Annotated in this window: 11 protein-coding genes; all 11 read left to right on the forward strand. The window is 71.6% G+C overall.

The window, feature by feature from the left end; translation table 11 throughout:
* Positions 1–14 precede the first annotated feature (14 nt).
* Positions 15–1244, forward strand: coding sequence for a DUF4032 domain-containing protein (locus ACI79W_RS14230; protein WP_456562738.1), 1230 nt, complete (start codon positions 15–17; stop codon positions 1242–1244).
* A 135-nt stretch (positions 1245–1379) separates the two neighbouring features.
* The gene (locus tag ACI79W_RS14235) at positions 1380–2738 is read left to right on the forward strand and encodes an extracellular solute-binding protein (protein WP_456562739.1); all 1359 of its coding nucleotides are present in this window, start codon (positions 1380–1382) and stop codon (positions 2736–2738) included.
* A complete protein-coding gene (locus ACI79W_RS14240) occupies positions 2735–3694 on the forward strand; it encodes a carbohydrate ABC transporter permease (RefSeq protein WP_456562740.1) in 960 nt (319 codons plus the stop codon). The genes ACI79W_RS14235 and ACI79W_RS14240 overlap by 4 nt, the downstream gene beginning before the upstream one ends.
* Positions 3695–3697: 3 nt before the next feature.
* Positions 3698–4531 carry a carbohydrate ABC transporter permease gene (locus ACI79W_RS14245; RefSeq protein ID WP_456562741.1) on the forward strand — a complete coding sequence of 278 codons (834 nt, stop codon included), beginning with the start codon at positions 3698–3700 and terminating at the stop codon, positions 4529–4531.
* Between the two features lie 55 nt (positions 4532–4586).
* Entirely contained in the window at positions 4587–5876 is a 1290-nt protein-coding gene (locus tag ACI79W_RS14250) for an ABC transporter ATP-binding protein (protein WP_456562742.1), read from the forward strand.
* A gap of 178 nt (positions 5877–6054) precedes the next feature.
* Positions 6055–6549, forward strand: coding sequence for a signal peptidase II (gene lspA, locus ACI79W_RS14255; protein ID WP_456562781.1), 495 nt, complete (start codon positions 6055–6057; stop codon positions 6547–6549).
* A gap of 71 nt (positions 6550–6620) precedes the next feature.
* The gene (locus tag ACI79W_RS14260; protein ID WP_456562743.1) at positions 6621–7568 is read left to right on the forward strand and encodes an RluA family pseudouridine synthase; all 948 of its coding nucleotides are present in this window, start codon (positions 6621–6623) and stop codon (positions 7566–7568) included.
* 11 nt (positions 7569–7579) lie between these two features.
* Positions 7580–8383, forward strand: coding sequence for a CPBP family intramembrane glutamic endopeptidase (locus ACI79W_RS14265; protein ID WP_456562744.1), 804 nt, complete (start codon positions 7580–7582; stop codon positions 8381–8383).
* A 34-nt stretch (positions 8384–8417) separates the two neighbouring features.
* Positions 8418–8852: a GNAT family N-acetyltransferase gene (locus ACI79W_RS14270; protein WP_456562745.1), complete on the forward strand. Its 435-nt coding sequence runs from the start codon at positions 8418–8420 to the stop codon at positions 8850–8852.
* A gap of 200 nt (positions 8853–9052) precedes the next feature.
* Complete coding sequence (gene dnaE / locus ACI79W_RS14275; RefSeq protein ID WP_456562746.1) at positions 9053–12625, forward strand: DNA polymerase III subunit alpha; 3573 nt, start codon at positions 9053–9055, stop codon at positions 12623–12625.
* Positions 12626–12672: 47 nt separating this feature from the next.
* Positions 12673–13236: a hypothetical protein gene (locus tag ACI79W_RS14280; protein ID WP_456562747.1), complete on the forward strand. Its 564-nt coding sequence runs from the start codon at positions 12673–12675 to the stop codon at positions 13234–13236.
* Positions 13237–13244: the final 8 nt, after the last annotated feature.

Genomic DNA, 13244 nt, shown 5'->3' on the forward strand with positions numbered 1-13244 from the left:
TCCGGGAGCGCGCCATGCGGTACCTCTTCCGACCACCGGCCACCGACGCGACCGGGTTGCTCTCGTTGCCGTGGGACAAGCCGCTGGAGGAGTGGGACGACGACCTCCTGCTCGACGTCCCCTCGCGCGGCATCTCCCGGCACGTCGTGCGCTTCGTCGCCGTCGAGGACCGGGTCTACGCGCTGAAGGAGATCGACGAGCGGCTGGCCCGGCACGAGTACGCCCTGCTGGCCCAGTTCGAGAACGAGGGCCTGCCCGCGGTCTCGGTGCTCGGCATCTGCGTCGACCGGCCCGACGACCAGGCGGCGATCCTGGTCACCCGCTACCTCGAGTACTCGATGTCCTACCGCTGGCTGTTCTCCGGGCCGCGCGGTGGGAAGTCGGCCGACCAGCTGCTCGACACGATGGTCGTGCTGCTCGTCCGGCTGCACCTGGCCGGCATCTTCTGGGGCGACTGCTCGCTGTCCAACACCCTCTTCCGCCTGGACGCCGGCACCTTCGCCGCCTACCTGGTCGACGCCGAGACCGTCGAGCGGCACCCGCGGCTCTCGCCCGGCCAGCGCCGCTACGACGTCGACCTCGCCTGCGAGCGGGTCGGCGCGGAGCTGCTGGACCTGCAGTTCGGGGGGCTGCTGCCCGAGGACGTCGACCCCATCGAGGTGGCCGAGGGCCTGCCGCGGCGGTACGAGTCGCTGTGGGAGGAGGTCACGCGCGAGGAGGTGTTCCGCACCGACGAGCAGCGCTACCGCGTCGCCGAGCGCCTGCAGCGGCTCAACGAGCTCGGCTTCGACGTCGGGGAGGTCGAGCTGCTCACCACCGACGAGGGCACCCGGTTGCGCGTGGAGACCCGGGTCGCCGAACCGGGGCACAACCGCCGCGAGCTGTTCCGCCTCACCGGGCTGGAGGTCCGGGAGCGGCAGGCGCAGCGGCTGCTCAACGACGTCCGGGCGTTCCGCGCCTACCTGGAGCAGAAGTCGGGGCAGCCGGTGCCCGAGACGATCGCCGGCCACCGCTGGCTCGCCGAGGTCTACCAACCCGTGCTGGACGCCATCCCCGAGGACCTGCGCGGCCGGCTCGAGCCGGCCGAGGTCTTCCACGAGGTGCTCGAGCACCGCTGGTTCCTGTCGGAGAAGGCCGGGCGCGACGTCGGGACGACGAAGGCCGCGCGCTCCTACTTCTCCACCGTGCTGCCGGGCACGCCGCGGGAGCTCACCACCCCCTCCGTCATCGCCGGCCGGGGATGAACCGCAGGTGACGGGCCGGTCGGCCGGTCGTCACGTGTGCGTCTCGTTCGGTTTGACAGCCCCTGGCGACGGTACGACGCTTCCTGCACCCCCGAGATCATCGGGCTGCACCGGACGCCAACGGAGGCGATGCGCGTGTCAGCGATCCCCGACAGCCACCCGGCCAGAGCTCAGACCAGGGCTCCCGTCCACGGCCGGGCCCGGCCTCGGCGCCGACTCGCGGGTGCAGCCGCCGGCGCGCTCCTCGCCTCCGGCCTCGCGGCCTGCGGCGGCGGGGGCGGTGGCGCTTCGACGCTGACGTGGTACATCAACCCGGACGCCGGCGGGCAGGCCGAGATCGCCGACCGGTGCACCGAGGAGGCCGGCGGCCGTTACACGATCGAGACGGCCCTGCTGCCCCGCGACGCGGCGTCGCAGCGCGAGCAGCTGATCCGGCGCCTCGCGGCCAACGACGAATCGATCGACCTGATGAGCCTCGACCCGCCGTTCATCCCGGAGTTCGCCCAGGCCGGCTTCCTGGCCCCGGTGCCCGATGACGTCGCCGAGCGGGTGACCGAGGGGGTCGTCGAGAGCGCCATCGAGGGCTCGACCTGGGACGACCAGCTGGTCGCGGTGCCGTTCTGGGCCAACACCCAGGTGCTCTGGTACCGGCAGTCGGTGGCCGACGAGGCGGGTCTGGACATGTCCCAGCCCGTGACCTGGGAGCAGATCGTGCAGGCGGCCGAGGAGACCGGCACGCTGGTCGGCGCCCAGGGAACCCGGGCCGAGTCCCTGACGGTCTGGTACAACGCGCTGATCGAGTCGGCGGGTGGCTCGATCATCACCGAGTCCTCGCCGGAGGACCCGGCCCAGATCGAGCTCGGGCTCACCTCCGAGGCCGGCGTCCGGGCCGCAGAGGTGATGAAGATGGTCGCCGAGTCCGAGGCGGCGGGCGCTGCCTTCTCGACGGCGAACGAGGACGCCACCGCCACCGGCTTCGAGGGCGAGTCCGGCGGCTTCCAGGTCAACTACCCGTTCGTCTACCCCCGCGCGCTGGACGCGGCCGAGGCCGGGACCCTCGACCCATCGGTCCCGGAGGACTACCGCGCGGCGATCTACCCGCGGGTGGACGAGGACACGCCGGCCGCCCCGCCGTACGGCGGCATCAACCTCGGGGTCAGCGCCTTCAGCGAGAGCCCCGAGCTGGCGTACGAGGCGGCGGAGTGCATCGTCTCGGACGAGAACCAGGCGTACTACTTCGTGACCAACGGCAACCCGGCGTCGTCCACCGCCGTCTACGACGACCCCGAGGTGCTCGAAGCCTTCCCGATGGCCCCGGTGATCCGGGAGTCCCTCGAGCTGGCCGCGCCCCGGCCGCAGACCCCGTACTACAACGAGATCTCGGTCGGCATCCAGCGCAGCTACCACCCGCCGTCGGGCGTGGACCCCGGCCAGACCGGCGAGGCGGCGACCGAGCTCATCAAGGCAGTCCTGGCGAAGGAGGACCTGCTGTGAGTACCACGACGCTGCCGCCGACCAAGAAGGACGAACCGGTCTCGGCGCCCAAGGCCCGGGCCAGCGACCGCGCGCGCAGCGAGCGGAAGCTGGGCTGGCTGCTGGCCGGGCCCGCGTTCGCGGTGATGCTCCTCGTCACCGCCTACCCGATCCTGCAGGCCACCTACGAGTCGCTGTTCGACTACCGGCTCACCGACCCGGAGAACCGCTCCTTCACCGGGCTCACCAACTACTGGGTGATCCTCACCGACCCGCTCTGGTGGCAGTCGATCGGCGTCACCGCCTTCATCACCGTCGTCACCGTGGCCGTGGAACTCGTGCTCGGCTTCGGGCTGGCGCTGGTGATGGTGAAGGCGCTGCGGTCGCTGCGGCCGGTCCTGCGGGCGGCGATCCTCATCCCGTACGCGGTCATCACCGTGGTCTCGGCGTTCGCCTGGCAGTTCGCCTTCGACATCCAGTCCGGGTTCGTGAACTCGTGGTTCGCCTGGCTGCCCGGCGTCTCGGAGAACACCGACTGGTTCGGCGACCGCTGGACGGCACTGCTGGTCATCTGCCTCGCCGAGATCTGGAAGACCACGCCGTTCATCTCGCTGCTGCTGCTCGCCGGCCTGGCACAGGTGCCCGAGGTGCTGCAGGAGGCCGCGAAGGTCGACGGCGCCACGAGGTGGCAGCGCCTGTGGCGGGTGACCATCCCGAACATGAAGGCGGCGATCATGGTCGCCCTGCTCTTCCGGACCCTGGACGCGTTCCGGGTGTTCGACAGCATCTTCATCATGACGGCGGGGGCGAACGGCACCGAGTCGGTGTCGTTCCTGGCCTACCGGCAGACGATCGCCCGTCTGGAGATCGGTCTGGGGTCGGCGGTCTCGGTGCTGCTGTTCCTCGCCGTCGTGCTCATCGCCTTCAGCTTCATCAAGCTCTTCAAGGTCGACCTGGCCCAGGCGCGGGGGGAGTAGCCCATGTCCACGCGGAACAAGGTTCTCTGGGGCGTCGGCGCGGCGATCATCGTCGTCTACTGCCTCTTCCCGATCGCCTGGATCGTCTCCGTGTCGCTCAAGGCGCCCAGCGACCTGGCCAACGAGAGCTTCCTGCCGAGCGAGGTGACCTGGCAGAACTACGAGCTGATACTCACCGGCGGTGCGAGCGACCTGTTCCTGCCGGCGCTGCGCAACTCCTTCGGCATCTGCCTGATCGCCACGGCGATCTCCTGCCTGCTGGCGATGTTCGCCGCCTACGCGATCGCCCGGCTGGACTTCCCGGGCAAGAAGCTGATCCTGTCCACGGCCCTGGCCGTGGCGATCTTCCCGGTCATCTCGATCGTCACGCCGCTGTTCAACCTCTGGCGCAACATCGGCCTGTACGACACCTGGCCGGGGCTGATCATCCCGTACCTGTCGCTGACCCTGCCGATCTCGATCTGGACGATGTCGGCATTCTTCCGGGAGATCCCCTGGGAGATGGAGCAGGCGGCGCAGGTCGACGGCGCCACCACCTGGCAGGCGTTCCGGAAGGTGATCGTCCCGCTCGCCGCACCCGGGGTCTTCACCACGGCGATCATCGCCTTCTTCATCGCCTGGAACGACTTCATCTACGGCATCTCGCTGACCTCCACGGAGGCGGCCCGCCCGGTGCCCGCGGCGCTCGGTCTGTTCACGGGTGCCTCGCAGTTCGAGGAACCGACCGGCGCCATCTCGGCGGCCGCGGTGATCGTCACCATCCCCGTGGTGGTCCTCGTCCTGCTCTTCCAGCGGCGCATCGTCGCCGGCCTCACCAACGGCGCGGTCAAGGGCTGATCGCCGTGACCCACCGCAGCTGCAGCACATCGACCCAGCGAGGGGACGAATCCTGATGGCCTCCATCGAGATGAAGAACATCGTCAAGCAGTACGGCGACGGCTTCCCGGCGGTGAACGACGTCAGCCTGGACATCGCCGACGGGGAGTTCATGATCCTGGTCGGCCCCTCCGGCTGCGGGAAGTCGACGCTGCTGCGGATGATCGTCGGCCTGGAGGACATCACCAGCGGCGACATGCTCATCGGTGGCAAGCGGGTCAACGACCTGGCGCCCCGCGACCGCAACCTGTCGATGGTCTTCCAGAACTACGCGCTGTACCCGCACATGACGGTGTACGAGAACATCGCGTTCCCGCTGCGGCTGTCCAAGACCCCCGACGACGAGGTCCGCCGGAAGGTGAACGAGGCCGCCGAAGTGCTCGAGCTCAAGGAGCACCTGGAGCGCAAGCCGGCCAACCTCTCCGGTGGCCAGCGCCAGCGCGTCGCCATGGGGCGCGCCATCGTCCGCGACGCCGAGGCGTTCCTCTTCGACGAGCCGCTGTCCAACCTCGATGCCAAGCTGCGCGGGCAGATGCGCACCGAGATCTCCCGCCTCCAGCGCCGGCTGGGCATCACCACCGTCTACGTCACCCACGACCAGACCGAGGCCATGACCCTGGGCGACCGGGTCTGCGTGCTGCGCAAGGGCAAGATCCAGCAGGTCGCCTCGCCGCGCGAGCTGTACGAGCAGCCGGTCAACCTCTTCGTCGCCGGGTTCATCGGCTCCCCGCCGATGAACTTCCTGCCGGCGACGCCGGAGGGCAACCGGCTCAAGACGCCGTTCGGCGACATCGAGCTGGACGAGAAGCGGGCCGCGGCGGTCGCCGGACGCGACCTGCTCCTGGTGGGCATCCGGCCCGAGTACTTCGAGGACGCCACGCTGGTCGACGAGGCCAAGCGGCCGGTCGGCTCCACCTTCCGGGCGCGGGTGGACGTCACCGAGTGGCTGGGCGACTCCCAGTACGCCTACATCCCCTACGACGCCCCCGACTCGATCAAGGCGCAGCTGCGCGACCTGTCCAAGGAGCTCGACAGCGAGGAGCTGCGCACCCAGGCGATCGTCTCCATCGACGCGACCAGCCGGATCCGCGAGGGCCGAGAGGCGGAGTTCTGGCTGGACAGCCGCAAGGTCCACGTCTTCGACCCCGAGTCCGGCGAGAACCTGACGCGGGACGCCGAGGCCGGCGCCGAGCTGACCCGGCTGGCCAACCAGGACCGGATGGAGCAGATGGAGGAGTCGCAGACCGGCTCGCGGGCCGACGACGGGCACGTGCGGACGGGCGGGGCCACCGCGGTCGGGTCGTAGGGACGGGCGCGGACGGCCCACGGCTATCGTCGTCGGCGACGGTGGCGCGGCTGCCGCGCCACCACGTCGACCCGAGGAGCCCGAGCTGTCCGAGCACGTCGACCCGGCCGACGGTGCTGACGGCGGCTCCTCCGCCGCCGCACCGCCCGGCCGGCCGCGCACCCGGCTGCTGCTGTCCCTGGCCGCCACCGTCCTGGTGCTGGACCTGGTCACCAAGCTGGTGGTGGTCGCGACCATCGAGCCCGGGGAGGACATCCGCCTCCTCGGTGGTGCCCTCTACCTCACCAACCTGCGCAACACCGGAGCCGCCTTCTCCTTCGCGGAGGGTGCGACGGTGCTGTTCAGCCTGATCGCGGCCGCCGTCTCGGTCGTCATCGTGCGCACCGCCCGGCACCTGCGCTCGACCGGCTGGGCCGTGGCGCTGGGGCTGGTCCTCGGCGGGGCCGTGGGCAACCTGATCGACCGGGTGTTCCGCGACCCCGGTTTCCTGCGCGGCGGCGTCGTCGACTTCCTCTCGGTCTTCGGGCCCGACGGGAGCGTGTTCCCCGTCTTCAACGTCGCGGACTCGGCGATCGTCTGCGGGGGCGTCCTCGGCGTTCTCCTGGCGCTGCGGGGCATCGAGTTCGACGGCAGCCGCAGCGGCGCGGGCGAGCGGCCCGGCGCCGCCCAGTAGCGGGACCCGGCCGCCCTCCGCCGCTCGCGGACCCGGGCCGTTGCCCCACCTCGTCCGGCGCGACCCGCACAATGGACGCCGTGACCAGCACTCCCGGCCTGCACCGGGCCCTCCCGGTGCCCGACGGCCTGGAGGGCCAGCGGGTGGACCAGGCCCTCTCCCGGCTCTTCGGCCTCACCCGCACGGCGGCGGCCGAGTTGGCCGACGCCGGCCAGGTCGTCGTGGACGGCCGGGTGCGCGGCAAGGGCGACCGGCTGACCGGGGGCAGCTGGCTGGAGGTCGAGCTGCCGCCGCCGCCCGGCGAGCCCCCGCCGCCGCAGCCGGTCGAGGGCATGACCGTCCTGCACGACGACGACGACCTGGTGGTCGTCGACAAGCCGGTCGGGGTCGCCGCACACCCCAGCCCCGGCTGGGACGGTCCCACCGTGATCGGGGGCCTGGCCGCCGCCGGGTACCGCATCTCCACGTCCGGCGCCGCCGAGCGGCAGGGCGTGGTGCACCGTCTGGACGCCGCCACGACCGGCGTCATGGTGGTCGCCAAGAGCGAACGGGCCTACACCGCGCTCAAGGCGGCCTTCAAGGAGCGCACGGTCGAGAAGGGCTACCACGCGCTCGTGCAGGGCCACCCCGACCCCTCGCGCGGCACCATCGACGCGCCCATCGACCGGCACCCGCGGCACGACTGGAAGTTCGCCGTCGTCAGCGGCGGCCGGCCGTCGGTGACCCACTACGAGGTGACCGAGGCGTTCGCCGCCGCCAGCCTGGTCGACATCAGGCTGGAGACCGGCCGCACCCACCAGATCCGGGTGCACTTCTCCGCCCTGCGCCACCCGTGCGTGGGCGACACGACCTACGGCGCCGACCCGACGCTGGCCGCCCGCCTCGGGGTGTCGCGGCAGTGGCTGCACGCGGTGCGGCTGGGCTTCCCGCACCCGGCCGACGGGCGGTGGGTCGAGTTCACCAGCGAGTACCCGACCGACCTCGCGGGCGCGCTGGCCGTGCTGCGCGCCGAGGCCTGACCGCAGCGGCGGTGACGACCCTGCCGGTCGCCCTCGACGCCTTCGGCCCGGCGGCCCTCGCCGCGGTGGTCGTCGCGGCCTACCTGGTGGTGGGCGAGCCCGTCGTCGGCCACGTGCTGCACCGCCGGTTCGAGGGGCGGCTGCGCAGCGACGCCGGGGCACGCCGCTCGTTCTACCGCCGGCTGCTGGTGCTCGAGTGGGGTCTGGCAGCGGTCGCCTTCGTCGTCTGGCTCGCCTCGCCCGGTGTCGACGCCGCGGCTGTCGGGCTCGTCTGGCCGCGGGAGCGGCCCGGGCCGGTGACCGCGGTGGTCGTCGTGGTGGTGCTGCTGCTCGTCGTCGCCTCCACCCGCCAGTTGCGGGCGGGCGCCCTGCTGGAGGCGGCCCGGCCGAGCCGGCGCCCCGGGGCAGGGCGGCACGCCGAGCCGCCGGGGCAGTCGACGCTGGCGCTGCTGCCGCGCACCCAGGGGGAGCGGCGGCTGTTCACGCTGGTCGGGGTCACCGCCGGGGTGTGCGAGGAGTGGCTGTACCGCGGGTTCTTCCTCGCCGCCGCCGCCGCCGTGACCGGCGGGCCCCCCGCGTGGCTGCTCGTGGTCGTCGCCGCCGTCGCCTTCGGGCTCGCGCACGCCTACCAAGGCCGCGCGGGGATCGTCCTGACCGGGGTCCTGGGCGGTGTGATGGCTCTGGTCTACGTGGACACCGGCTCGCTGCTGCTGCCGGTGCTCCTGCACGCGCTCATCGACCTGCGGTTCCTCCTGGTGCCCGCCAGCGCGCTCCCGGTGTCGGTGCACGAGGCGGACGGTCCGCCGGGGCGCTGACCGGCTCTGCGCGGCGCGCGCCAGAATGGGTGCCGTGCCGAGCCCCACCGCGCAGGTCGCCGCCCTCGCCGACCGCGCCGAGGTCCTCGCCCTGCGCACCCGCGTGTTCGTCGAGGAGCAGGGCGTCCCTGCGGAGATCGAGCAGGACGACGCCGACGCGACCGCCGTGCACGTGCTCAGCCGCGACGACGCGGGCCGCGTGGTGGCGACCGGGCGGCTGCTCGTCGACGGCGACACGGCGCGGATCGGCCGGATGGCCGCCGAGGCCGAGGTCCGGGGCCGCGGCCACGGCGCCGCGGTGCTCGCGGAGCTGCACCGGCAGGCGGCCGCCCGTGGGGCGCGCGAGGTGGTGCTGCACGCCCAGCTGCCGGCCCGCCGCTTCTACGAGCGGGAGGGGTACGCGGCCGTCGGGGAGGTGTACGAGGAGGCCGGTATCGCGCACATCACGATGCGACGACCGCTGCCCTGAGCGGGCCCTGTGACGGAGCGGTCCGGTGTGAGCAGATCAGTCGTGTCGGACCCTCGGCGTAGAACTCATCCAGTGCGAGGATCGACCCACCGGCCCGCCGGTGCCTGCCGCCCCCCGCATGCACCGCCGGTCTTCCCCGCCGGTCGCCCGCCGCGTGACGCCGGCCGGGCACGCACGACCCGTGAGGAGCCAGACCCGCTGTGAGCAGCCCGTCCGATTCGTTCGTGCACCTGCACGTGCACACCGAGTACTCGATGCTCGACGGCGCGGCGAAGCTGCCCGAGGTGACCAAGGCCGCAGCCGAGCAGGGGATGCCGGCGCTGGCGATGACCGACCACGGCAACGTCTTCGGCGCCTACGACTTCTACAAGCAGGCCAACGCGGCCGGCGTGAAGCCGATCATCGGCATGGAGGGCTATTACACGCCCGGGTCCCGCTTCGATCGCGCGCCGTTCGACTTCGGCGACAACCTCATCGACGAGGAGGGCGACGGCGGCACCAACCGCGGCAAGGCGGCCTACACCCACATGACGCTGCTGGCCCGCACCACCGAGGGGATGCACAACCTCTTCCGCATCTCCTCGCTGGCCAGCCTCGAGGGGCAGTACCGCAAGCCGCGCTTCGACCGCGACCTGCTGGAGCGCTACGGCAAGGGCCTGATCGCCACCACCGGCTGCCCCTCGGGCGAGGTGAACATGTGGCTGCGCGCCGGCAAGGAGGACAGGGCGCGCCAGGCGGCCGCGGACTTCCAAGACATCTTCGGGCGCGAGAACTTCTACGCGGAGCTGATGGACCACGGGCTGTCCATCGAGAAGAAGACCCGCCCGGCGTTGCTGGCCATCGCCAAGGACCTCGGCATCCCGCTGCTGGCCACCAACGACCTCCACTACACGCACAAGGAGGACGCCGAGGCGCACGACGCCCTGCTCTGCATCCAGACCGGGTCGCGGCTCAACGAGCCCAACCGCTTCAAGTTCAACGGTGACGGCTACTACCTGAAGTCGGCCGCCGAGATGCGCGCGCTGTTCACCGGCGACCTCCGCGAGGCCTGCGACAACACCCTGCTGGTCGCCGAGCAGTGCGAGGTGTCGTTCACCGAGGGCGCCGACCTGATGCCCCGCTTCCCGCTGCCGCCGGGGGAGGACGAGACCTCCTGGTTCGTCAAGGAGGTCGAGCGGGGCCTGCACAAGCGCTACCCCGGCGGCATCCCCGACCACGTGCGCAAGCAGGCCGACTACGAGGTCGGGATCATCACCCAGATGGGCTTCCCGGGGTACTTCCTCGTGGTCGCCGACTTCATCAACTGGGCCAAGGACAACGGCATCCGCGTCGGGCCCGGCCGAGGCTCCGCTGCCGGTTCGCTGGCCGCCTACGCCATGGGCATCACCGACCTCGATCCCCTGCAGCACGGCCTGATCTTCGAGCGGTTCCTCAACCCCGAGCGGGTCTCGATGCCCGACGTCGACATCGACTTCGACGACCGCCGCCGCGGCGAGGTCATCCAGTACGTCTCGAAGAAGTACGGCGAGGAGCGGGTCAGCCAGATCGTCACCTACGGGACGATCAAGGCCAAGGCCGCGATCAAGGACGCGGCCCGGGTGCTCGACCGGCCGTACTCGGTGGGCGACGAGCTGACCAAGCTCATGCCGCCGGACGTGATGGGCAAGGGCATCCCGCTCTCGGGCGTCTTCGACCCGGCCCACCCGCGCTACAAGGAGGCCGCGGAGTTCCGCGCCCGCTACGAGTCCGACCCCGGCGCGGCCGAGGTCGTCGACCAGGCCCGCAAGCTCGAGGGCCTCAAGCGGCAGTGGGGCGTGCACGCGGCCGGCGTCATCATCGGCCGCTACCCGCTGATCGACAGCATCCCGATCATGCGGCGCGAGGCCGACGGCGCCGTCATCACGCAGTTCGACTACCCGACCTGCGAGACGCTCGGCCTGCTCAAGATGGACTTCCTGGGCCTGCGCAACCTCACGGTCATCGACGATGCGCTGCGCAACATCGTGATCAACGGCAAGGAACCGGTCGACCTCGACGAGATCAGCAAGGACCTCACCGACGCGAAGACCTACGAGCTGCTGTCCCGTGGCGACACGCTCGGCGTCTTCCAGTTCGACGGCGGCCCGATGCGGTCGCTGCTGCGGCTCATGCGGCCGGACAACTTCGAGGACATCTCCGCCGTCGGCGCGCTCTACCGGCCGGGCCCGATGGGCGCCAACTCGCACACCAACTACGCGCTGCGCAAGAACGGGCAGCAGGAGATCACGCCGATCCACCCCGAGCTGGCCGAGCCGCTCGAGGAGATCCTCGGCGGCACCTACGGCCTGATCGTGTACCAGGAGCAGGTCATGGCGATCGCGCAGAAGGTCGCCGGGTACTCGCTCGGCAAGGCCGACCTGCTGCGCCGCGCGATGGGCAAGAAGAAGAAGTCGGTCCTGGACGCAGAGTTCGTCGGCTTCGAGGCCGGCATGAAGGAGCGCGGCTACTCCGCCGCGGCGATCAAGACGCTCTGGGACATCCTCGTCCCGTTCGCCGACTACGCGTTCAACAAGGCCCACTCCGCCGCCTACGGCCTGGTCTCCTACTGGACGGCCTACCTCAAAGCCAACTACCCCGCCGAGTACATGGCCGGGCTGCTCACCAGCGTCGGCGACGACAAGGACCGCCGGCCGATCTACCTGGCCGAGTGCCGGCGGATGGGCATCAAGGTGCTCCCGCCGGACGTCAACGAGTCCTCCTGGGACTTCACCGCCGTCGGCCAGGACATCCGGTTCGGCCTCGCCTCGGTGCGCAACGTCGGCACCAACGTCGTGGAGTCGATCGTCCGGGCGCGCGAGGAGAAGGGCGCGTTCAAGGACTTCGCCGACTTCATGCGCAAGATCGACACGGTGGCCTGCAACAAGAAGGTGATCGAATCCCTGGCCAAGGCCGGGGCGTTCGACTCGCTGGGCCACTCGCGCCAGGGCATCGTCGCGATCCACGCGCAGGCCGTCGACTCCGCCATGGGGCTCAAGCGCAAGGAGGCCGAGGGGCAGTTCGACCTGTTCGGCAGCTTCGGCGACGGCCTGGACGGGGACGGGGCCGCCGAGGACCCGTTCGGCAGCGCGCTGGACATCACGATCCCGACCGCCGACTGGTCCAAGAGCGAGCGGCTGATGTTCGAGCGCGACATGCTCGGCCTCTACGTCTCCGACCACCCGCTGCACGGGGTGGAGCACGTGCTGGCGGCCAACGCCGACACCCCGATCGCCGAGATCAACGCCGGCGGGGTCGAGGACGGCGCGAACGTCACCATCGCCGGCATCCTCACCTCGGTCTCCCCGCGCACCAACAAGCAGGGCGCGCCGTGGGCGATCGCCACGCTGGAGGACCTCGAGTCCGGCATCGAGGTGCTGTTCTTCCCCAAGACCTGGGCCGAGGTGTCGGAGAAGGTCGTCCGCGACCAGATCATCGTGGTCAAGGGCCGGATCAGCCGCCGGGACGACCAGCCCTCGCTGTTCGGCTCCGAGGTGACCATCCCCGAGCTCACCGAGGGGCCGCGCGGGCCGGTGCTGGTCTCGATGGCGGCCGCCCGCTGCACCCCGCCGGTCGTCGAGCGCCTCCGCGAGGTGCTGGGCAGCCACCCCGGCACGACGGAGGTCCAGCTGAAGCTGGTCAACGGCAGCCGCGAGACGGTGCTCCGGCTCGACCAGGGGTTGCGGGTGCGGCCGAGCACGGCGCTGATGGGGGACATCAAGGCACTGCTGGGGCCGACGAGCGTGGCGCTGCTGTAGAGGGGTCTCCTGCCGTCTCGGTCGATCGATCGTTGTTCACTGGTCAGGTGACCACCTCACCGCTGCCCGTCCAGCCCGCTCCAGGGGTGCCCGTGCACGCGTACTGGCGGGGGAGGGCGGAGGTCCGCGAGGACCTCCGCGCGGCCCGGCCCCTGCTGGCGGGGCTGGTGCTCGCCGGGCTGCCCACCGGGGTGCTCTGGTGGCTGCTGGCGCCGCGCGCCGAGTTCCAGCTCACCGAGACCGGCCCGGTGGCAATCGGCCCGCCGGCGGTGGAGGTCCGGGTGGCCGACGACGCCGTGCTGGTGCTCCTGCTCCTCGGGCTGGGACTGCTGGCCGGGGCGGCGGCGTGGCGGGTCCGCCGCGGCCGGGGGGTGGGGATGCTCGTCGCGCTCGCGGTCGGGGCCTCGGCGGCCGGTGTGCTCGCCTGGCAGGTCGGGGAGCTGCTCGCGCCGGGGCCGTCGGAGGCGCAGCTGGCCGAGGTGGGCGCGCAGGTCACCACGGGGCTGGTGCTCAGTTCGCTGCCCGGTCTGGCCGCCGCACCCTTCGCCGCCCTGCTGGTCTACCTGGGCTGCGCGCTGGTGGCCGCCGACGACGGCCTCGGGCGCTACTGACGCGGTCC

Source organism: Blastococcus sp. SYSU DS0533, from assembly GCF_054050775.1.

Excerpts from the sequence above, each read along its gene's own strand:
- ACI79W_RS14245 (WP_456562741.1), top strand. The coding sequence starts at position 3,698 with ATGTCCACGCGGAACAAGGTTCTCTGGGGCGTCGGCGCGGCGATCATC.
- ACI79W_RS14230 (WP_456562738.1), top strand. The coding sequence starts at position 15 with ATGCGGTACCTCTTCCGACCACCGGCCACCGACGCGACCGGGTTGCTC.
- ACI79W_RS14260 (WP_456562743.1), top strand. The coding sequence starts at position 6,621 with ATGGACGCCGTGACCAGCACTCCCGGCCTGCACCGGGCCCTCCCGGTG.
- ACI79W_RS14250 (WP_456562742.1), top strand. The coding sequence starts at position 4,587 with ATGGCCTCCATCGAGATGAAGAACATCGTCAAGCAGTACGGCGACGGC.